Source organism: Massilia sp. Masssp93 (assembly GCF_059491295.1).
Window position 1 is genome coordinate 3,991,815 of sequence record NZ_CP168502.1, and the last position, 20,798, is coordinate 4,012,612.

General features: G+C 67.0%; 20 protein-coding genes. 3 read left to right on the forward strand and 17 right to left on the reverse strand.

Translation table 11 applies throughout. The features are described from left to right. Positions 1-153: 153 nt before the first annotated feature. From secG to ACEN9Q_RS16215, 3 genes are all read right to left on the reverse strand, one after another. Positions 154-600, reverse strand: a complete 447-nt coding sequence (secG, locus tag ACEN9Q_RS16205) for a preprotein translocase subunit SecG (RefSeq protein ID WP_495625292.1) — start codon at positions 598-600, stop codon at positions 154-156. Positions 601-786: 186 nt separating this feature from the next. After that, complete coding sequence (gene tpiA / locus ACEN9Q_RS16210) at positions 787-1,533, reverse strand: triose-phosphate isomerase (RefSeq protein ID WP_495625293.1); 747 nt, start codon at positions 1,531-1,533, stop codon at positions 787-789. A gap of 102 nt (positions 1,534-1,635) precedes the next feature. Continuing rightward, positions 1,636-2,622 (reverse strand): NAD(P)H-quinone oxidoreductase, encoded by a 987-nt coding sequence (locus ACEN9Q_RS16215; protein ID WP_495625294.1) that lies wholly within the window; start codon positions 2,620-2,622, stop codon positions 1,636-1,638. A gap of 293 nt (positions 2,623-2,915) precedes the next feature. Here ACEN9Q_RS16215 and ACEN9Q_RS16220 point away from each other — a divergent pair, with 293 nt between their 5' ends. Beyond that, positions 2,916-3,446: a hypothetical protein gene (locus tag ACEN9Q_RS16220; protein ID WP_495625295.1), complete on the forward strand. Its 531-nt coding sequence runs from the start codon at positions 2,916-2,918 to the stop codon at positions 3,444-3,446. Between the two features lie 155 nt (positions 3,447-3,601). Here the strand turns inward: ACEN9Q_RS16220 and ACEN9Q_RS16225 are convergent, their stop codons facing one another. The 3 genes from ACEN9Q_RS16225 to ACEN9Q_RS16235 form a co-directional block, all read right to left on the reverse strand. Continuing rightward, the gene (locus ACEN9Q_RS16225; protein WP_495625296.1) at positions 3,602-3,928 is read right to left on the reverse strand and encodes a KGG domain-containing protein; all 327 of its coding nucleotides are present in this window, start codon (positions 3,926-3,928) and stop codon (positions 3,602-3,604) included. 170 nt (positions 3,929-4,098) lie between these two features. After that, entirely contained in the window at positions 4,099-4,713 is a 615-nt protein-coding gene (locus ACEN9Q_RS16230; RefSeq protein ID WP_495625297.1) for a tetratricopeptide repeat protein, read from the reverse strand. A 44-nt stretch (positions 4,714-4,757) separates the two neighbouring features. After that, positions 4,758-5,519, reverse strand: coding sequence for a GIN domain-containing protein (locus tag ACEN9Q_RS16235; protein ID WP_495625298.1), 762 nt, complete (start codon positions 5,517-5,519; stop codon positions 4,758-4,760). Positions 5,520-5,834: 315 nt separating this feature from the next. On the opposite strand from ACEN9Q_RS16235, the gene ACEN9Q_RS16240 reads away from it, so the two are divergent. After that, positions 5,835-6,023 carry an insulinase family protein gene (locus ACEN9Q_RS16240; RefSeq protein WP_056436665.1) on the forward strand — a complete coding sequence of 63 codons (189 nt, stop codon included), beginning with the start codon at positions 5,835-5,837 and terminating at the stop codon, positions 6,021-6,023. Between the two features lie 75 nt (positions 6,024-6,098). Here the strand turns inward: ACEN9Q_RS16240 and ACEN9Q_RS16245 are convergent, their stop codons facing one another. From ACEN9Q_RS16245 to ACEN9Q_RS16275, 7 genes are all read right to left on the reverse strand, one after another. Further along, positions 6,099-6,287: a hypothetical protein gene (locus ACEN9Q_RS16245; RefSeq protein ID WP_056436957.1), complete on the reverse strand. Its 189-nt coding sequence runs from the start codon at positions 6,285-6,287 to the stop codon at positions 6,099-6,101. 161 nt (positions 6,288-6,448) lie between these two features. Then, complete coding sequence (locus ACEN9Q_RS16250) at positions 6,449-8,350, reverse strand: hybrid sensor histidine kinase/response regulator (protein ID WP_495625299.1); 1,902 nt, start codon at positions 8,348-8,350, stop codon at positions 6,449-6,451. 10 nt (positions 8,351-8,360) lie between these two features. Then, the gene (locus ACEN9Q_RS16255; protein WP_495625300.1) at positions 8,361-9,686 is read right to left on the reverse strand and encodes an ATP-binding protein; all 1,326 of its coding nucleotides are present in this window, start codon (positions 9,684-9,686) and stop codon (positions 8,361-8,363) included. Beyond that, positions 9,683-10,711 (reverse strand): SpoIIE family protein phosphatase, encoded by a 1,029-nt coding sequence (locus ACEN9Q_RS16260; RefSeq protein WP_495625301.1) that lies wholly within the window; start codon positions 10,709-10,711, stop codon positions 9,683-9,685. Before ACEN9Q_RS16260 ends, ACEN9Q_RS16255 begins: the two co-directional genes overlap by 4 nt. After that, positions 10,699-11,166 carry an anti-sigma regulatory factor gene (locus tag ACEN9Q_RS16265; RefSeq protein ID WP_082547715.1) on the reverse strand — a complete coding sequence of 156 codons (468 nt, stop codon included), beginning with the start codon at positions 11,164-11,166 and terminating at the stop codon, positions 10,699-10,701. The genes ACEN9Q_RS16260 and ACEN9Q_RS16265 overlap by 13 nt, the downstream gene beginning before the upstream one ends. Continuing rightward, positions 11,166-11,522 carry an STAS domain-containing protein gene (locus ACEN9Q_RS16270; protein ID WP_036230674.1) on the reverse strand — a complete coding sequence of 119 codons (357 nt, stop codon included), beginning with the start codon at positions 11,520-11,522 and terminating at the stop codon, positions 11,166-11,168. The genes ACEN9Q_RS16265 and ACEN9Q_RS16270 overlap by 1 nt, the downstream gene beginning before the upstream one ends. A gap of 9 nt (positions 11,523-11,531) precedes the next feature. Beyond that, a complete protein-coding gene (locus ACEN9Q_RS16275; protein ID WP_056436676.1) occupies positions 11,532-12,401 on the reverse strand; it encodes an STAS domain-containing protein in 870 nt (289 codons plus the stop codon). Between the two features lie 255 nt (positions 12,402-12,656). Here ACEN9Q_RS16275 and ACEN9Q_RS16280 point away from each other — a divergent pair, with 255 nt between their 5' ends. Then, positions 12,657-13,394 (forward strand): response regulator transcription factor, encoded by a 738-nt coding sequence (locus ACEN9Q_RS16280; RefSeq protein WP_056436679.1) that lies wholly within the window; start codon positions 12,657-12,659, stop codon positions 13,392-13,394. Between the two features lie 15 nt (positions 13,395-13,409). Here the strand turns inward: ACEN9Q_RS16280 and ACEN9Q_RS16285 are convergent, their stop codons facing one another. The 4 genes from ACEN9Q_RS16285 to ACEN9Q_RS16300 form a co-directional block, all read right to left on the reverse strand. Then, positions 13,410-13,943, reverse strand: a complete 534-nt coding sequence (locus ACEN9Q_RS16285; protein WP_495625302.1) for an RNA polymerase sigma factor — start codon at positions 13,941-13,943, stop codon at positions 13,410-13,412. A gap of 107 nt (positions 13,944-14,050) precedes the next feature. Then, positions 14,051-14,509, reverse strand: a complete 459-nt coding sequence (locus ACEN9Q_RS16290; RefSeq protein ID WP_495625303.1) for a toxin co-regulated pilus biosynthesis Q family protein — start codon at positions 14,507-14,509, stop codon at positions 14,051-14,053. A gap of 80 nt (positions 14,510-14,589) precedes the next feature. Continuing rightward, a complete protein-coding gene (locus tag ACEN9Q_RS16295) occupies positions 14,590-18,744 on the reverse strand; it encodes a hypothetical protein (RefSeq protein WP_495625304.1) in 4,155 nt (1,384 codons plus the stop codon). A gap of 51 nt (positions 18,745-18,795) precedes the next feature. After that, complete coding sequence (locus ACEN9Q_RS16300) at positions 18,796-20,592, reverse strand: amidohydrolase family protein (protein WP_056436690.1); 1,797 nt, start codon at positions 20,590-20,592, stop codon at positions 18,796-18,798. Between the last annotated feature and the right edge of the window lie 206 nt (positions 20,593-20,798).

The following is a 20,798-nucleotide window of genomic DNA, read 5'->3' on the forward strand; positions in this document are numbered from 1 at the left end:
AACCAAGAAAAAATACTCTTTTTCTCAACTTTTCAATAATTCGTGTTTACAGCAACCGAGTCGAGAAGCCGGTCGCCGGCGCTGGCGGACCGAAGCCCGCCGAATACTACACCACCCTGCGTGCGCCTGCAGGAAGTGGCCGCGCCGCAAAAATTACTTGGCGGGCGCGGGGGCCGGTGCTGCAGGCGTGGCGACGCCCGGCACGTCCTGCGTGACGGACGGCGCGGGTGCGGCCGGCGCACCTGCGGCAGGCGCGGGAGCCGGCGTGGTCGCCGGAACGGCGTCGCCGGCGCCGGCCGGTGCCTTGTGCACGGGGACGGTCACGTGTTCCATCACGCCGCCGCCCACGCTCGCGTGCGGACGGTTGCTGCCAAAGTAGGCCAGGGTCAGCGTGGACGCGAAGAAGATCGCGGCCGCGACGGCCGTCGATTTCGACAGGAAGTTCGACGAGCCGCTGGCACCGAACAGGCTGCCGGACGCGCCGGAACCGAAGGCGGCGCCCATGTCGGCACCCTTGCCGTGCTGGACGAGCACGAGACCGATGATGGCCAGCGCGGAGACGACCTGTACGACGACGATCAGATTGAACAACACGTTCATTGTTTATTCCATTCCAAGGTTGACTACTACGTTTGCAAAAATCTTTGCTGCGAACTGCGAAACGTCGCCCCCGCGCAGGCGGGGGCCCAAGTTTGCAAGCGTTACCGCTGCGCCTGAAACCCGGGTTCCCACCTGCGCGGGAACGACGTTCATGTTGCGGCCAACCTGGACAACGAACCAGGCCGATCAGGCCGCGTGAATGATGGCAAGAAAATCTTCCGCATTCAAGGCCGCGCCGCCGATCAGCCCGCCGTCGATATCCGGCTGGGCCAGCAGGTCCTTCGCATTCTCCGGCTTCATGCTGCCGCCGTACAGGATCGGCACGATGTCCGCCGCCTCCGCATTGCGCGCCTTCAGCTGCGCGCGCAGTTGCGCGTGCACGTCCTGCGCCATGGCCGGCGTCGCATTCCTGCCGGTGCCGATGGCCCATACGGGCTCATAGGCCACGACGATTCTTTCCACCGCCGCCGCGTCGAGCGCTTCCAGCACGGCGTCGAGCTGGGCGCCGACCACCTGCGCCGTCTCGCCCGCCTCGCGCTGCTCCAGCGTTTCGCCGACGCAGACGATCGGGGTCATGTCCTCGGCCAGCACCGCCAGCGCCTTCTTTGCCACCAGCGCGCTGTCTTCGCGGTGGTAGGCGCGGCGCTCGGAGTGGCCGACGATCACATAGCGGCAGGCGAACTCCGACAGCATTTTCGCGCACACTTCGCCCGTGTAGGCGCCGAACGCATGGATCGAGACGTCCTGCGCGCCCCATGCGACCGGCGTACCGGCCAGCAGGTCTTCGCACTGCTGCAGGAACGGTGCCGGCACGCACACGGCGCAGGAAGCGCGCGCATTATCCAGTCCGGCAACGATCCCGTTCAACAAAGTCACGTTGGCTGCGCGGCTGCCATTCATCTTCCAGTTGCCTACGATGAGTTTGGCACGCATCACAACCCCACGGTCAAATAACCCGCTATTGTAACGGGCGTTGAAAAACCGGTCAAACCGGGCATGGCATGGTAGGTCGATTGATTATTCATTATATTTTTGTCAGTTCGCGGCGACTTGAAGCATGATCTTGCCCACGTGCGCGCTGCTTTCCATCAGCGTGTGCGCAGCGGCCGCTTCCTCGAGCGGGAAGGTTTTATGGATGACCGGCCTGATCGTGCCCGCTTCCAGCAGCGGCCACACGCGCTCGCGCAATTCGCGCGCGATCTGTGCCTTGAACGCCACCGGGCGCGGACGCAGCGTCGATCCCGTGATCGTCAGGCGGCGGCGCAGCACCTGGCCCAGGTCGACGTTGGCCCTGGCCCCGCCCAGCAGCGCGATGACGACGATGCGGCCGTCGTCGGCCAGGCAGCCGATCTCGCGCGCCACGTAGTCGCCGCCCACCATGTCGAGCACGACGTCGACGCCGTTCCCGTTCGTTAATTCCTTGACGATAGTCGCGAAGTCCTCGGTCTTGTAATCGATCGCCCGCTCGGCGCCCAGGTCTTCGCAGGCGCGGCACTTGTCCGCGCTGCCGGCCGTCGCGAACACGCGGTGGCCGAGCGCCTTCGCCAGCTGGATCGCCGTGGTGCCGATGCCGGAGCTGCCGCCCTGCACCAGCAGCGATTCGCCCGCGGCCAGCGCGGCGCGCTGGAACACGTTGCTCCACACGGTGAAATACGTCTCGGGCAGCGCGGCCGCTTCGAGCGGCGACAGGCCCTTGGGCACCGGCAGGCATTGCGCCAGCGGGGCCGCGCAGTATTCGGCATATCCGCCGCCCGGCACGAGGGCGCAGACGAGGTCGCCCATATGGAATCCGCTGGCGCCGAGGTCGCCGTCGACGATCTCGCCGGCCACTTCGAGGCCCGGCAGATCGGACGCGCCGGGCGGCACGGGATACTGGCCGAGACGTTGGAACACGTCGGGCCGGTTGACGCCGGCCGCGAGGACGCGGATGAGGACTTCGCCCGGCTTCAGCTGCGGCACGGGGCGCTCGCACGGCTGGAGCACCCCGGGCCCGCCGGGCTGGGTGATTTCGATTGCACGCATGGCTTACCCTAGTTAAATAATGAGCAATTGTACGCCAGCGGTCGGGATCGCCCAAGCCGAGTTGCGCTAGAAAATGGCTGGTAACGCTAACAAAGAGCAATGAAATGCTCAGTTGCATGATCATTTCAGTATGTTTAGCGCCACAGCAGGCCATCCCGCTAAACGCCCCGGCCGGGCATGCCGGCGCGCCATGCTTGATCTAGCGCAAAGAACCAATGTTGCCGAAAGTCCAGACTCTCCCCTTGCGGCCTCGATTGCCGTAGCCGCACGCCAATCATGAAAGGTGATTAACCATGCCAATCTGTAGCACGCCTGCGTTGCAGACCATCGTCGACCAGCTGATGCTGGTCGTGGACCCGAAAGTCAGCACGGCGCTCGACGGCCTCCGTTACGTGCTCGTCGAGAACTGCATGGCTTTGACGAATGGGAATCCCGCGATCTATCTCAACAGCCTGGCGGCCCAGGCACGCGTGGTCGGATGGGTCAATCGGGCGAAGATCGGCAATGTCGATGCCGAACAGGGCAACAGCGTCGCGGTCAACAAAAGCAAGATGGACGACGTGCCGCTGCTCTACGGCGTCCTGCTGCACGAGTCCGCGCACGCCTGGGCCGAAAAATGCGGTTTCGCGAACACCGAACGCAACGCCTATCTGTTCGAGATCCAGTGGGTGTGCGCGCTGGCGGCCGCGCCGAATCATCCGCTCGGGCCCGCGATGCGCGCCGGCCTCGGCGGTTATTTCGCCAGCCGCATGTCGCAATTCAAGAAGGCCGAGGGCGTCGAAGATGCGCTGGACTGGTCGCTGAAGCGCCACGGCCTGGCCTGACGCAAAAACGCCAGCCCGAAGGCTGGCGGTGACGGTGGCGGAACGGCACAGGCAGGAATGCGATGTCGCCGGCAATGCCGGTGCACGCGAACTCCGTTGCGGGCGGCCCGGTAGAGCCGCCCCGACGCCTGCCTGCGGCGTTCAGCGCATGCGCGTTACTTCTTGTCGTTCTTGTGGCTTTGCGAGCCTGCCTTGGCGTGCTGCTCCGGCGTGCCGCCGCGGGTGCTGTTGCCGCTCTGCTGGCTGCCGCCGCCCTGGCTTTGCTGGCTGCCGCTGTCGTTCTTGTGGCTCATCGAGCCGGCGCGGCGTGCCTCTTCCGACGTGAACTCGTGGGCGTTGCCCGAAGCGTGGGCGGCCTTGCCGCCTTCCGAGGCGATTTCGCGCTGCTTCTGCGGGTCCATCGATGCGAAACCGCGGTTGCTGGTATCGCCGCTCTGGTTGTTGCCCTTGTTGCCGCCTTGGTTGTTACCCTGGTTTGCCATGATTGCCTCCAATGGTTGAGTTGTCGTACAGCTCATGAAAACTGCTTGAGAGGTCATCATCCTAGTCCCGCCGAGACGACCGGAACACCAAGGATTCGCCATGCGCGCGTAGGACATTGCCTTACGCGGACGTCAGTTTTGCCCTTACAATCACGCGGCAACTTAACTGTTCAGGAACCACCGCCGCCCGTGCGCGACGACGTCGGCAGCGGCGTCCCCGGTTTCCAGTTGCGCGACATCGCCTGCGCTTCGTCGACCTGTTCCTGGGTCATCTGTTTGACGAGCGAGGCGCGCTGCTCGATGGCATTGCGGTGGCCGTTGGCGGCGGCCAGATTCCACAGCATATAGGCAAGGACAAAGTCCTGCGGCATCCCCGCCACGTGGTAGCGGTACATCAGGCCGAGCGCGTGCTGGGCGTCCGGATGGCCCTGCTCGGCGGCCTTGCGGAACCATTGCACGGCCAGTTTCTGGTCCTGGGGGACGGCATTGCCCGTGTAATACATGGCGCCGATGACGTATTGCGCATCGGCCTTGCCCTGCACGGCTGCCTTGTAGTGCCACGAAAATGCCTGCTTGTAGTCGCGCGGCACGCCGCGGCCCATGTAGTACATCAGGCCGAGCAAATGCTCCGCGTCCGCGTTGCCGGCCCTGGCAAGCGGGGTGATTTCCTTCAGGGCCAGCGCGTAATTGCGGGCATTGTAGGCATTGGCGCCTTCCGTGAGGCCCGCCATCGCACTACCGTGCAGGCCGAGCGCGAACAGGATCGCAACGGTCAGTTTTCTCATTGTCTCGTTCAGACTTTATTCTTCTGCTTCTTTTCGAGATACGGCTATTTCCAGCTCACCTTGCCCAACCCGTCGACCGCGACCTTGCGGTTCTGGGGCTTGCCGTACACGGTTACCGAACCCATGCCGGACAGGTTCAGGTTCGCACTCTGGCGCGCCGTCACGCGCGCATTGCCCAGGCCGGACAGGTCGATGTCGACCGAGTCCGCACTGCACTGCTGGGCGTCCAGGTTGCCGAGGCCGCCGAGGTCCGCCTTGAGCCATTTGGCGCGCCCGCTGAGCGAGATGTAGCCGGCGCCCTGCAGGTTCAGTTCGATCCCCTCCCCGTTCAGGCCCTGCATCTGCATGCTGCCGATGCCGCCCAGGCTGGCGCGCACGAGCCGGTAGTTGCTGGATATCTTCATCGAGCCGGCGCCGTCCAGCGTCAGTTCCAGCTCGTCGCCGGTGAAGCCGGACACGTCCGTCGTCCCCAGGCTCTCCGACGTCACCGCGCGCAGCGCCGGCAGCACGAGTTCCGCACGCAGCGACCCGGTGCGCACGTGGCCGCGGATGTCCGTGTCGATGTGCAGCGTGTCGCCGTTCTGCGACGTGACCGTCCGCTCCAGGTAGCGCGATTCCCCGGTGAGGGTCAGCGCCGCCGTGCCGCCCTGGCGGATCTTCAGGTCGACGGCGCCATCCACGTCGACCCGCACGACGCGGGCGTCGACGGGGCGGGTCTCGGTCACGACGTCGGGCGCGGCATGCGCCACCCCGAGGACGGCACACAGGGCGACGCCCACCGGGGCCAGCGCGAAAATCTTGTTCATCCGATTCTCCGAATTCCTGTTTTTGTTTTGTAAAGGTTGGTGCGTGTTGAAAACAGGATAAACGGACTGGCCCTCTCCACCCAGGGGATTGCGACGAACTGCAAGAATGACCACCTGAGCGACACAGGGACGTGGCTGGCATGCATAGTCGAGCCGGTCATTATCGCGCGCCGGATACCCTCCAAATGTCTCCGTTTGTCACGGTTTGTCATCGATGTATGCACCAACAATGCATGCCATCCCTGCGGCTCGAAGCGGACCGCATGAAGACCCTCGACTTCAACCCGGCCACCCTGAAGAACCGGCAACCGGCTCGTGGGCCTGCCGGCCGAGTTCCTGGGCCAGTACGTGCCGCTGATCGAGAAGGTGACGCCGGAACAGGTGCGCGACGTGTCGAAGAAGTATTGCGCGCCGGAGAACCAGTCGATCGTCGTCGGCGGCGATGCGAAGGCCGTCGGGGAGCAGTTGAAGGCGTTCGGGGACTGTACCGTGACCGACAAGTAAGCGCTGGCGCGCAGGCGCGGACGCGCGCGAGCCTCCCGGGTGCGCGCCCGGGAGGCTTGTTTCATTCGGGCGCGCTTATTTTTTGGCCGACTGCTTCGAACCGCCGCTCGACGACTGCTTCGTCTCGCCATGCTCGGCGCGCTGCTTGTTCACGATGCGCGACGCGACTTCTTCCTCGCGGCCGGGATAGCGGTGTTCCTTCTTGAATTCGGTCTCGAGCTTCTTGAACTCGCGCTCGCGTTTCGGGCTGGCTCCCTTGGGCATGATGGCCTCCATCGGTGCATTGATGGCGCCAGATTAGGCCGATCGCGTGCGGATGTTCGTGCGATGACGCACGTTGCGCGGCAAGCGCTTCGTGGGCACGGGGTGCCCACCCTACGTGTCGTTTGCCGTAGGGTGGGCGGCCTCCGCCCACCGAACGGACGTCAACCCTGGAGCGCTTTCTCCAGGTCTTCCAGCTCCGCCGGCTTGACGAGGTGCGCATCGAACCCCGCCTCATGCGCCTTGCGCCGGTCCTCCGGCGAACCGTAGCCCGTGTGCGCCACGAGGCGGATCGCCGAGAGCTGCGGCTGCCGCTTGATCATGCGCGCCAGCTCGTAGCCGTCCACGCCCGGCAGGCCGATGTCGAGCACGATGACGTCCGGGCGCAGGTCCGACGCCATCTGCACGAGGTTGCCCGCGTCCGCCGTCGTATGCGCCTCGTAGCCCATCTCGGCCAGCAGGAACGCCATCATCTCCATCGCGTCCACGTTATCGTCGACGAGCAGTACCTTGCGGCCGCCGGATGCAGGCGCCGGCTGGCCGGCCGCCGCCTGCGCCGCATCCGCGCCCTGCCCCGCCGGGGCCGTCGTGCGCAGCACCGGCAGCTCGACGGTGAACGTGGAACCGAGCCCGATGCCGGGGCTCGTCGCCGCCAGCCGGCCGCCGTGCATCTCGAGCAGGCGCGAGACGAGCGACAGCCCGATGCCGAGGCCTTCCGGCGCGCGGTCGGGCGGGACGGCGGCCTGGGCGAACATGCCGAAGATGCGCGACAGGTTGTCCTCGGCGATGCCGATGCCGTTGTCCTGCACGGCGATCCGCACGACGGCATCGAACAAGGTGACTTCGACCTTGATCCTGCCGCCCTTCGGCGTGAACTTGGCCGCGTTGTGCAGCAGATTGCCCATCGACTGCGCCAGGCGCACCGGGTCGCCCATCAGCCAGATGCGGCGCTCGGGCTGGACCAGTTCCAGCGTGTGTTCGCGCGCCGCGATCAGCGGGCCGGCCGTCTCGAGCGCCTGCGCGATCACGCCACCCAGCTCGACCTCTTCCTGGCGCAGCGCGATCTTGCCCTCCGAAATGCGCGCCACGTCGAGCAGGTCGTCGACGAGGTGCGCCAGATGGTCGACCTGGCGCGTGATGACTTCGCGCGCGCGTGCCTGGCGCTCGATGGCGCCGGTGCCGGACGCGCCCAGCAGCGCAGCCGCATTGCGGATCGGCGACAGCGGATTGCGCAGTTCGTGCGCGAGGGTCGCGAGGAATTCGTTCTTGTTGGCGTCGGCCGCGCGCAGCAGCGCCTCCATCTCCTTGCGGCGCGTGATGTCGCTCGTCACGCGCGCCACGCGATAGACTTCGTCGCGGCTGTCGCGCACCGGGAACAGGCGGTCGCGCACCCAGCGCAGCGAGCCGTCCGGCATCATGATGCGGAACTCGGCTTCGTAATGCGGCGCGGACGGCAACGCGTCCCACAGCGACACGACATACGCGCGGTCGTCCGGATGGACGGCCGCGATCCAGCTGGACGGCTCGCGCTCGAGCGTCTCGACGGGGCGGCCCCAGATCGTCGCATAGGCGGGGCTCACGTATTCGAGCGCGCGCGCCGGCACGGAAAACATCCAGAACACGTCCTCGATGTTGTCGGTCAGCTGGCGGAAACGCTCCTCGCTGTCGCGCAGCGCGCTCTGCGTCTGGCGCATGCGCAGCAGCGCGTTGACGTTGGCAATCAGTTCGTCGGCCTCGATGGGCGCGGCGAGATAGTTGTCGGCGCCGCCCTCCAGGCCGCGGATCTTGTCGGCGCGTCCCGTCAGCGCGGCCGACGTCTGCAGCACGAGCACCATCGCGCTGTCCGGATCGGCCTTGATGCGGCGGCACACCTCGATGCCGTTGATGTCCGGGAGCTTCACGTCGAGCAGCACCAGGGCGACGCCGCCGCGCTTGACGACGTTCAGCGCGTCGGTGCCGTTGCTCGCCTCGACGACCTCGAAGCCGGCGCTCTGCAGGATCCGGGTCTTGGCGTAGCGGGCGCCGTCGTTGTCGTCGACGTTGAGGATCAAAGTCGGGGTAGTCATGATGCGTTCCTCAGATTCCATCGTTGCGCGGCGCAGGGTTGGCCGGGAAGAGGCGCGGCAGCACGAGGCTGAAGGTGGAGCCCACGCCCGGCTGGCTGACCACGTCCACGCGGCCGCCCAGGAGTTCCGCCAGCTTGCGGCACAGGGGCAGGCCGAGGCCCGTGCCCTTGCTGCGCCGTTGCAGCGGATGTTCGATCTGGCTGAACTCTTCGAAGATCAGCTGCAGGTTGTCCGGGCTGATGCCGATCCCGGTATCGGCCACCGTGAAGGTGATGGTGTCGGCGCCGGGGTCGTGGCAGGCCGCCACGGTCACCGCGCCCTGCTCGGTGAATTTCAGGGCGTTCGAAATGAAGTTGCGCAGCACCTGCGAGATCTTGCCCTCGTCCGAATCGAACGGCGCGCCGAAGTCGCCCGGCTCGAAGACCAGCTCCACGCGTCCCTCGTCGACGAGCGGGCGCAGCATCCCCTTGAGCGCGCGGAACAGATTGTCGACGACGACCGGCGCCACGTGCACCTCGACCCGCCCCGCTTCGATCTTGGCCAGGTCGAGCAGGTCGTTGACGAGTTCCGACAGGTCGGCGGCGGCGGCCTCGATGTAGCGCACCTGGCGCTCCTGCTCCGGCGTCAGGTCGCCGTCCATGCGGTCCAGCAGCAGCTTGGCCAGCGCGCGGATCGACGACAGCGGCGTGCGCAGCTCGTGGCTCGTATTCGACAGGAAGCGCGACTTCATCTCGTCGGCGCGGCGCAGCCGCTCGGCCTTGTCCTCGATTTCGGCGTACAGCGCAACGATGCCGCGGTTCGTGTCTTCCAGCTCGCGCGTCAGCGACAGCAGGTCTTCCTGGCGCTCGCGCAGCTCGGCCAGCGTGGTGACCAGTTCGCGGTTCTGCAGCTGCAGCTCGTTGTACGTGTTCGCAACGGGGCTGTCCTTCGCCAGCTGCGCCGCGATCTCGGACAGCCGCCCGCTGCCGACCCAGGCCTGCGGCGGCAGCAGCTTGCGCATCGTGATCATGCCGTCCGCCACCTCGCAGTCGTCCATCAGGCGGTGCGCGGTCACGACGGCGTCGTCCGGCAACTGCCCCTGCGCGCCCGTGCCCGCGCCGATCGTGACTTCGAGGTACTGGCGCCGCTCGACGTCGCGGATCAGGAACCCGGCGCGGCCGCCGAACGCGACCTGGCAGGCGCCGCGCGCGACCTCGGAGACGGCGGTGGCGATGCGCACCTGGTCCTGCTGCGAGAACCCGAGCAGGTGCGACACCTGGCGCGCGCGCTGGCGCACGAGCACGACGTCCTGCTCGTTGCCCAGGCCGATGGCGAGGATGCGCTGCACGTTCTTCACGACATCCTCCGGCGCGCGACCAGCACCATCGCGTCGTCGCGGCGGCGGATGAAGTCGCGCATCAGCACGGCCGCCACGAGCGCCGGCGCGCGCACGTGCAGGCCGGGATAATCGCCCAGGTCCCACTGCGACTGGATGCCGTCCGAATACAGCACGCACAGCGCGCCGGGCGGAAACGGCGCCGCGAATTCCTGCACCTTGCGCATGTTGTGGCCGACGATGCCGTTGTGCGAGACGAGCGCGCGGCGCGCCGTGCCGTCGTAGACGAGACCGCCCACGTTGCCGATGCCGGCGAAGCGCACGTCGCCGCCGCCGTAATCGATGCGCGCCACCGACAGCGCCGCGCCGCGCGTGAGGCGCAGCAGCTCATGCGCCGTGCGCAGCACCTCTTCCGGCGCGGCGGACGGCCGCTTTTCCAGCGCGTGGATCGCGCCCGCGGCGGCCTTCGCGGCTTCCGGACCATGACCGAGGCCGTCCACGCCCAGCACCGTCGCGCCGTCCGGATCGCAACTGACGGCCCAGCCGTCGCCGCAGGCGTCCTCGCCCGCGAGCGGCGTGCACAGCGCCCCGATCTCCATGCCGCACGGCTCGGGCGGCGCCGCGCCCCGCCACACGCGCATGAAGAAGGCGGCGCCGCGGCCGTGCTGCGTCCAGACGTCGAATTCGTCGGCCTGGCGGCGCAGCGCACCGAGGCCGGTGCCGGCGGTGCCGGCCGTCGAAACGCCGTCGCGCAGGGAAAATTCGAGGTCGCCGATGCCGGGCCCGTTGTCGACGGCGACCACGTCCACGCCCGGCATCGCGACGCCGGACTGGGTGCGCATGATCGTGACCGTGCCCTCGCCCGCATGCTTGAGGATGTTGGTGGCCGCTTCGGTGATGATGATCGCGAGGCGGCCGGCCTTGACGTCGTCGAAGCCGAGGGCGTCCGCCAGCTTCTGCCCGGCGCGGCGCGCGGCCGCGACGTCGCTGGCGTGGGTGATCGGGAAGTTAAGCTGCGGATACAGCGAGCTGATCAGCGTTTCCATTTGACGACCGACACCGCAGTGCCCTCTCCCGCACGGGAATCGATGTCGAATTCGTCGACGAGCCGCTTCGAGCCGCCGAGGCCGAGCCCGAGCCCGCCGCCGGTCGTGTAGCCGTCGCGCAGCGCCGTCTCGAGGTCGGGAATGCCCGGTCCGTCATCGACGAAGATCAGGCCGACGCCCTTGCGGAAGCCGTCCGTCAGCGCGTCGAGGTAGACCATGCCGCCGCCGCCGTACTTGAGCGTGTTGCGCGCGAGCTCGCTGGCCGCCGTCACCAGCTTGGTCTGGTCGACGAGCGACAGCGCGATCGCGACGGCACGCTCGCGCACGTGCTTGCGCAAGGCGACGACGTCCTCGTCCGAACGCAGCGGCAACGCGGTGCGTTCGGTGCGATGCTGGCGGTGCCGCTCGAACAGGTCGGACTCGAAGCTCACCGGGTTGTTGAGAGCCGCGCTCATCAAAAATTAGTCTTTCCCAGCAGGGCCATGCCCTTCTCGACGTTGAGCGCGGTCTTCACGCCATGCAGCGTGAGGCCCAGTTCGACCAGCGTGATCGCGACGGCCGGCTGCATGCCGACCACCACGGTCTGCGCATCGAGCACGCGCGCCATGGCGGCCGTGTTGCTGATCATGCGGCCGATGAACGAATCGACCAGGTCGAGGGCCGAGATGTCGATCAGCACGCCCTTGGCGCGGTCGCGCACGATGCGTTCGGTCAGGTCGTCCTGCAGGGTCATCGCCAGGCGGTCGTGCATGTCGACCTGGATCGTCACCAGCAGCAGGTCGCCCATGCGGAGAATCGGGATGCGTTCCATACGCGGTCCTTATGCCGTGGCGTGGCGCTTGACGATCGACGTGCCGGTGCGCTCGAGCGCGACGACGAACGCGTCCGCCAGCGTGGCCTTGGTCATGACGTCCTCGAGGTTCACGCCCAGGTGCACGATGGTCTGCGCGATCTGCGGACGGATGCCGCTGATGATGCAGTCGGCGCCCATCAGGCGCGCGGCCGCGATGGTCTTCATGAGGTGCTGCGCGACGAGCGTGTCGACGGTCGGCACGCCGGTGATGTCGATGATGGCGATCGCGGCGCCGGTGTCGACGATCTTCTGCAGGATGTTTTCCATCACGACCTGGGTACGCGCCGAATCCAGCGTGCCGATCAGCGGCAGCGCGAGGATGCCGTCCCACAGCTTCACGACGGGCGTCGACAGCTCCAGCAATTCCTGCTGCTGGCGCACGATGATCTGGTCGCGGGCGCGCTGGAACACCTCGATGGTGTACAGGCCCAGCTTGTCGAGCAGCGAGCTGATGGTCCACGACGCATTGGCCAGCGCGGCCGGATCGCCGGCGAATTCCTGGTTCAGGCGCACGAACAGCGGCTGCTTCAGCGAGAACACGAACGTCGCCGTCTCGCTCGGGGTCGAGCCGTTCCTGGCGCGGCTCGACGAGATCTCGCTCAGGATGTCGCGCACTTCATCCCACGAACGATGTTCCATGTTCTGCAGCTCGCCGCCGCGCGTGCCGTGGGCGAACGCGGCCAGGAACTGCTGGCAGTGCTTGCGCAACTGGTCTTTCGAGACGACGTTCGACCGCACGGTCAGCGCCTCCAGCTGCTCGCCCCATTCCGCGCCGATGTCGGCCTCGTGATCCTGGATGAGCTGGCTGATGCGGTTGGCGTAGTCCTGAGTCGTCATCTTTCGTCCTTTTTGGGTCGTGAAAGGTTGTGCCCTTTGGAGGTATTTACTCTCCGGGCAATTCTGTCAAATGACCGACTATACCATTCATTTCCTGGATGACAAGGCACGATTGGACAGGGGCCGGCGACTCATTCAACAGGACAAAATAACCGTTTGCAATTATGATAGTCATCATTCACGTCGACCTCGCCATCCGGCACGCATCAAGCGGCGTCGCCCCTACCGAACAATCGGGCTCAGTTAAAGATGCGAATGAATATTGCATGTCTCATAACCAACACAGCCGTTCTGAAAGTGGTCCGTACCGCATTCATGCAAGCCGGTGCCGAATGCGTGCATTTTACGTCCGAGGTCGTCCTGTTCCGTGCCTTGCTGCGGCAAAAATTCGACCTCATCTTCATCGACCTGGACGTCGCGCCGACGCCGGATGACGCGATCGTGTCCTGGCTTAACTGCCGCTCCGGCAACGATACGCCGGTCCTCGCCATGTCGCCCGTACGCGATGCCCACATGGCCGCACTGGTGCTCAATGCCGGGGCCGACGACCTGCTGGTCAGGCCGTTCGAAACGGTCGAATTGCTGGCGCGTGCGCATGCGCTGGTCCGCCGCAGCAATCCGCGCAGCGCACGCCGCCGCATCGAGCTGGCCGGTTTTTCGCTCGACCGCGAGAGCAGCAAGTTTGCCTACCTCGGCACGCCGATCATGTTGACGTCGCGCGAGTTCGGTCTCGCGTGGATGTTTTTTTCTTCGCCCGGCGTCTATATCTCGCGCGAGACGATCGGCACGTCGATCTGGAGTTCGGACAGCGAGGTGGCCGGCCGCACGATCGAGCAACACGTCTACAAATTGCGCAAGAAGCTGCAGCTGGGCGTCGAACGCGGCGTCAGCATCCGTACCGCGTACGGCCAGGGGTATCGACTGGAACTGTCGGGGCAGCAGGCCGGCGCCCTCCCCGCCGGCGCCGAACCCGGACCGGACGTGCCGGCATAGCATGACAATGCCCGGTTAGCGGCCGCATCCCGCGCGCACCGCGGCCCGGACGCGCGACACGCGCGAACGGACAGTACCCACGGGAATCTGCAATTCGCAGGCCGCCGCTTCATAGGTCGAGCCGCCATCGAGCACCGCTTCGAACGTCGCGCGGATCCCGTCGGGCAGCGCGGCGAGCATCCCGTCCACCATGGCGGCCGTCTGGCGCCACTCCAGCGCCAACGCCGGATCCCCGTGGACGTCGGCCACCTGCGCCAGCGCCGCTTCGTCGAGCGCGTCGTGGGCCTGGGCGCAGGTGCGGCGCACCTGGTGCCGCGCGAGGTTCAGGGCGATGCCGAACAACCAGGTCGACGGCTTGGAGAGCCCGGCAAAACGGTCCGCGCAGCGCAGCGCTTCGATGAAGGTCTGCTGGACGACATCTTCCGCGTCCTCGGCATTGCGCATGTAGCGCTGGACGAACCGCAGCAGATGGCGGTGATGCGTGCGGAACAGCTGGTCCATGTCCAGGGCGGGCGGTGCGCCGGCGGCGCCATTCGGATCCATCGTCATGTTCGATCTCCAGTAACGTTGCGATGGATCAAAGATACCCGTCGATTTCGCGCAAAAAGCCGATCCGTGAGGATTGCTGAGACATTGAGAATTGTTGAGCTTTGGCCTTACCTGGCGACGATGCGCAGGACGCGGTTGCCGTCGTAGAAAATCGCCTTCATGGGCGTGTCGGCCGTCGACATGCTGCCGGCGACCGCCTCCACCGCCGCGGTGAAGCTGCCCTTGATCTCGGTGCGCGCCGACACCGCGTAGTCGACCGGCAGCTCCCACACCAGCTGCCAGCCCGCCGCCTCGGCCCAGCGCGTCAGCGCGGCCTTCAGCGTCCTGTCGGCCGGCGTGACGTCCCACGAAGACACCGCCGCCGCAAGCGGCGCGGCGGCGGCGGCGTCGTCGCAATCGTCGTCGTCCAGCGCCTGCGGCCTGACAGGGGTGGTCGAAAAGAACGCGCCGGCGGCCGGCGCGGGACCCGCGGCGCGGGCCCCGGCACCGGCCAGGCACAGCGCGGCGCCCAGTACGACGGCGGACAGCGTGCCGCGGGCGCGCGATGGTTGGGTTACCGGATGCATGATGGACTCCTTGTTCAGTGGTGACGGACTCACGATGAGTTGCGCCACGCCGCATCCGGTTCGCCCGTGCGCCGGCTGTTTCACGCGGCGCCGCCGGTCGTCGCGGCCTGCCCGCGCTCGCGCGCCTGCGCGCGTACCTCCGCCAGGCTTTCGTTGACGATCGCGGCCTGGAGATCCGTCAGCGGGGTGCCGACGTGACGCACGTCGACCAGGCGGTCGGCGGTGGGCTGCAGCGTCGCGGTGCGGGTGTCGGGAATCGGGTCCTCGGTCATGCCCTTGGTTTCCCGGCGCTTGAAGACGAGCGGCGTCTTCCAGTTGAACTGGGTGGCCTTGTTGTTCATGTCCCCGGCCGCGACCAGGTACTTGACCGCCTGGTCGCGCTGCCCTTCGAACATGTCCGCATTGACCGCGCGCATCACGACCGCCATTCCATGGTGTCCCGCCGCCTCGGCATTGGCGATGGCCGCGTCGATGCCGCGGTGGGCCCACTGCTGCTTCGATTCCAGCTTCACCGAGAAGCGGTCGGTCTTGTTTTCCATGAGGGCGCGCACGAAGTTCATCAGCACTTCGCCGCACATCTTGCCGATTTCCTTGTCGACCATCTGTGTCTTCACCTGGTCGACCGTCGTGCCGGCGAGCTTTGCCACGAGGGCGGTGTGCAAGTCCTGCTTGAGCGACAGCTCGGTGGCCAGGGCCGCCGCCGCGGACGCCGGCAACGGTTCTTCCTCGATCTCGGCATGCGGATCGCTGCCGGCGAGCCGGCGTTGCAGCACCGCGATCTCGGCCTGCAACCGGGCGATGTCCTGCTGGCGTTCCGCGAACTTCGCCTGCGCGGGCTCGGCCAGCCGGGCCATGAGCTGGTCGCGGAATCCCTTGTCGACGACTTCCTGGACGCGGTTGCTGACCGACGGCATCGCTTCGAGCAGCACGTCAATCGCCTTGTTCATGTCGCGGCTGTAATCGCCGTATTCCGACTTGTAGGCCTTCAGCTTGTCGGTGCCGACCGGCTTCTTGTCCTTGTATTCGCGGCCGCCGACGTTCGCCGTGAGCGAGCCCGTCGCCCCGGCCTGCACCGGAACGCTGAGCAGCTTCTTGCCGTCCGTGATGCCGGTCTTCTTCTTCGCCTCGGCGGTGGTATGGCGGGTATTGATGCCGAAGAAGGCGTCCGTGATCAAGGTCTTCTTGACGGTGTCGTAGAATTCGCGCGCCTCTTGCTGGTTGCTGGACTCCATCTTGTCTTCGTTCACGGTGAACTTCATGGTCGCACCGACGCCCGTGCGCACCGGGTCGTTCTTCCCCTTGGGCGAGGCGCCGAATTGTTCCTTGTTGTACTTGAGCGCCACGCGGCCGGGCGTGAACGCATTCTCGTTGCTGACGGTCGAGTACTCGCGCACCTCGTCGTCGATCGTGAAGGGCGAATCGAGCTTGTCGCACAAGGCTTCATAGGCCGACCCGTATTGCTGGTATTCCGGCTTTTGGGGGTCCCAGTCGACGAGGATGTCGACGGCCTTCTTGAGCTGCGTGCGCGCTTCGTCGAGGTCGCGCAAGCCCTTGACCGGCTCGATCGAGAACTTCAGCACGACCGCCGGGTCGGTGCGCTGCTTCTCCTCCTTCTTCCAGCTGATGCCGGGGAAGCGTACGTCGAGGCAGGTCTTCTTGAGTGCCTTTTCCGCGTGCGCACTCAGGATCTCCGGCGCCATCGATGCGCCCAGGCTGGTGCTGGCCGCCTTTTCCGACATGCGCCCCAGGGTCAACTGCACGCAGTCGTTATTGGCCTGCACGTTGACGATGGTGCCGGCGCTCTTCGAACTCCCGAAGGTGGCGCTCAGGCTGGCGAACGGGATCGGCAGGACCAGCGGAATGGCCATCTTGAACTGCCTGGCGTTGATGGTATCGGTGCGGTCGCCCAGCGCGGTGCGGTCGATGGCATCGTGCAGGAACGTGCGGATCTGCTCCGGTCCCTCCAGCGCGTGGCCCTCGGCCAGCCGCACCAGGTTGCCCAGCGACGCCAGCCGTTGCATGGTGTCGCCCCGTTCCTCTTCGGGCAGGACGCCCTTCACCGCATCCTGCAACAGCGCCAGCGCGCCGTGCCCCGTCTCCAGGTCGCGCAGCAGCGGCGCGGCGGCGCGCGCCACCGAGACGTCCGTTCCGGCCGCCTCGAGGATGGCTTTCTTTTCCTTGGCCTTCAGCGGATTGGACCAGATTTCGCTGCCCGAATTGAAGGTGCCTTCCTTGCGCGTGAATGCGCGCTTGGCGGTGGTCAGGAGTTTCTCCGACCCGCGGTGCTTGCTCATGTAGTCGCACAGCGCCGCCAGCAACCTGGCATTGCCCTGCTGGGCGAGGGGCGCGCCGGGCCGGGCCAGCGTGGCGTGGGCGAGCCCCTTGAAATCGGCCAGCACCTGGGTGAACTGCGCCCTGGCCTCGTCCGCCACCACGCCGCGCCCCTTGGCGTCGAAATGCTGGTGGACCTGGTCGACCATCGTGCTCGGCAACGCCATCGTCGTCTTGAAGCCTTCGAACGCCTGCACCACGTTCTGCAGGTTGTCGTGGTGCCAGACCGCGCTCTTGACCATGGCCCAGTCGCGCCGCTCGGGCGTGCCGACGGCCGGTTTCGCGCCGGTCGCCAGTTCGTTGCGCATGGAGGTCATCGCCGAGAGCATGCGCGCCTTGTGCGCCGCGTCGCCGCTGGGCTCGGCCGCGAGGCGCTGGTGCTCCCGGGTGCAGCGGAAGAACGTCTGCACGTCGCGCCAGTCGACCCTGGCGGCGCGGTGCTCCGGGTTCGCCGCCAGCAGCGAGTTGACGGCATCGGGCAGCTGGTGCGCGCCCATCTGCCAGATCGCCACGAGATCCTGCTCGCCCTGCGTGGGCGGCGTGCCGGCGGTCCGGCTCGCGACGGTGGCACCGATGATCCGGTGCACGCTGTCGTCGGCCAGCGACTTGTAGACGTCGATGCAGCGGTCCGGATCCCCGCCGGTCACTTTCTCCGCCATGTCGACGATGTGCATCAGCTGCGCCGGCGCCAGTTCCGCATCCTTGTGCAGCGTATCGCCCGCGCTCTGGCGCAGCTTCCCGGCGAGCGTGGCAAGCACCTGGCGGGTTTCCGTGCGCTGCGCCGGATTCATCGCCGTCAGCGCGGGCAGGTGCGCGACCAGGTCGTCCATGCAGGTCTGCTGCATGGTCACGACGCGCGCCTTCAGGGGGGGCACGGTGTCGCCGAGCAGCTTGTCGGCAATCGAGAATTTGTCGCCGAGGTCGCGCAGCTTGACCGCTTCGCCCTGCCAGTGCCGCGCTTCCGACGGCAGCGGCGCCGTGCCGGGGAGCTCGTACGCGCGCCCGGCGGTGAGGTCGCGCACGCGGCGGCCCACCAGCGCATCGCGCACCGCCGCCCGGTTCTCGTCCAGCTCGCCCGGCGCGGACCGGTTCTCCAGCCTGGGCCCGGCGACCTCCATCGCGGCCACGCCCTCCAGGTACTTGGCGGGCAGCTCCAGCTGGCGGGCCAGTGCCGGCATCATCAACGCCATGCCCTTGGCGCGCCCCTGGTCGCTCACGTGATCGTTGAGGGTTCGGTAGCCGTGGAAAAACTTTTGCACGGATGCCCCGATCAGGTCGAGGCGCGCACTCTCGTAAGCCGTCTTCGTCGCCTCGGACGGCGCGTGCGCGAACGCCGCCAGCGCATGGTCGGCCGCCGCACGCACGTCGTCGATGGCGTCGGCGGCGATATCGCGCTGCGCGACGCCGCGCTGGGCCAGGGGCGTTTGCGACTGCTGGCGCAGCTCGGCCACTTGCCCCTTGAGCGTGGCGACGGTCGCATGGATGGGCGAATCGGACGGCGCCGTATCGGCGATCTCGCTGGCCGTTTTCAAGCGCGATTCCAGGACGGCCAGCCGTTCGACGACGGCGTCCGTCTGCGCCACGACCTGGCGCGCCTGGTCCGGCACGCGCGTCCGGTTGCGCTGCTCGGCGCGTGCCAGCATCGTGTCCAGGCTCTTCGTGCCGGACATGCCGGTCCTGGCGGGCGGCAGGTCGTACGTGCGCCAGTTCGAGCTGATCTTTTTCTTGTCGCCGTTGAACTTCCACGTATTCTCCGTGCCCTTCGTCCCCAGGATGTTCAGGCCGATGGTGCCGCCCAGCTTGCTGATCGTGATCTTGTTGCTCGGCTTGATCGTCCGTGCCGACGGCAAGCCGCCCGGCTGGGCGGCAAGGCTCGCCGTGGTTGGGGCCTTAACTTTGGTCATCTGACTCTCCTGATCTGGGACTGCGGGACGAGGGCAACGGCGGCGACGTGCTTACGTGGCGCCGAACATCCGGCGCAGACGGGACGGCCGCGATTTCTTATCGGTGGCGGTCAGCGCCGCCACCCGCGCATCCTGCTGGGCCTTGATCTTCTCCAGATGCGCCTTGACCTGGGCCGGCGTCTCCTTCGGGCGCGGCGCGGCGGCAAGCCGTTTCCCGTTCACGTCCACGCCGGCGCCGGCGTACGCCGCGTCGCGCGCCGCGCGCAAGGCGCCCGGATCGATGTGGGGCCCGGCATTGACACGGCTGTCGCCCGACGCGCGCAGGCGCTGCTCGACGAATTCGGGCGTGAGCACGTGCTGCTCGAACGCGCGCACCTTCGGGCGCGCGTCGACCAGCAGGCGCTCGTAGTTCCCGGTCTTGACGGCGATCCGCGCCTCGGGCGTCAACTTGTCCAGCAGGGGCTGGTAGAGAACCCCGGTCTCTTCCCAGGTCGCCTTTTCCTGCGGATTGAGCGCGTCCGAGCCGAACAGGAAGCGGTCGGGATGATCGTTGATCAGCTGCGCCCAGGCCTGCACCGATTCGTGATCCGGCACTTCCTTGCCCTCGGCGTCGGTCTTGAGCACGATCTGGCGCGCCACGCGCGACCACGAAATGTCGATGTTGATGTGCTTCATTTCCGGGTTCGACAGGATAGCGCGCAGGTTGTTGGCATGGTCGACCGGCTTCTGGACGAAGCGTCCGACCCCGCCGCAGTGCGCCCAGATGATGGTCGTATCGCGCGTTTCGGGCGAGGCGAACAGCTGTTTCAGATTGTCCAGATGCTCCGGCTGGCCAACGCCGTTGGCGCGCTGGTTGGCGGTCGAGTCGACGTCGCAGTGCAGCACCACCGGCATGCCGACCACGCCGGCCGTCGCCACCAGGTTCTTGAACGATTGCACGTTATCGGTCAGGTTCGCCTGGCGCGCGCCTTCGTACTGGCTCTGCACCAGTTCCTTGTGAATCGTCACCTCGCCCACGCCGGTGAACATGCCCGGATGCGTCGCCAGTTTGAACAGCAGCGCCTGCGGGCTCAACGGCGAACCCAGGTGCAGGCCGGTGACCATCGGATCGAGCCGGTCGCGCTCCGCGTGGCTCAGCCTGGAAATATTCATGAACAGCGCGGTGTCCGCATCGACCTGCTGGTTCAGCATCAGGTGCGCGCTGCCCTTGATGGTCTGCTCGACCTCGGCCGTCAATTCCTGCGGCTTGATGTTGGCGAACTGCGCCGGCACATAGTACGACTCGGCCGGGATGTGGTTGTGATCGCCGTGGTCGCCGCACGGCATGACGTCGGTCGGAATCGGCGACATCACGGAGCGGTGGATGCCCACCTGGTCCATCATCTCGAGCATCTGGCGCGGCACCATGCCTTGCTGGGTGTAGTTGGTGGGGTGGAAGTGCGAATCCGACATCCAGTGGCCGGTCGTGAGCCTGTCGGCATGCGCGCCGGGCAGGCGGGATTGCACGTCGCCCTGCTTCATCTTCTCGAGCGTGGTGGTCACGACGCCGACCAGCTCGGCCGACTTGCGCGGGGAGCCCGGGTGCGCGCCCTCGGCCTGCGCCGGCAGCTCGGCCACCTTCACCGATGCGCTCAGGTCGTCGAAAATGCGGGTCGTGGCGATCCGGACCCGGTTGCCCGCACCCGCGGAGGATTTCGGCGCCGAGGTGCCCGGGGCGCCCGGCGCGGCCAGCGCCGAGCCGCCCTTGCTGCGCGAGGCGCGCGGAGGACGCGAGGTGGATGGCTGGTTTCCTGCCGGGTCCAGTGTCGGCAGGGACGAATGCGAGTGTGCTTCGTTAACGCGTGTCATTTGGTTTCCTTAAATAAGAGCCGCACAACGGCTGTGCGGCGCGGGGAAAGCTTAATCAGGCACTGGCGTGCGCGCGGCGCCGCCAGCGAAGCGGGGCCACCGCAAGCGAAGCGCCGGCCAGGCTCGCGCGGCGCTTCGCTGGCGGACACGGGAGTTCGCCGCGCCCCGCCGCCCGCGCGCGGCGCCGCCCCATACTTGGCCTGCCT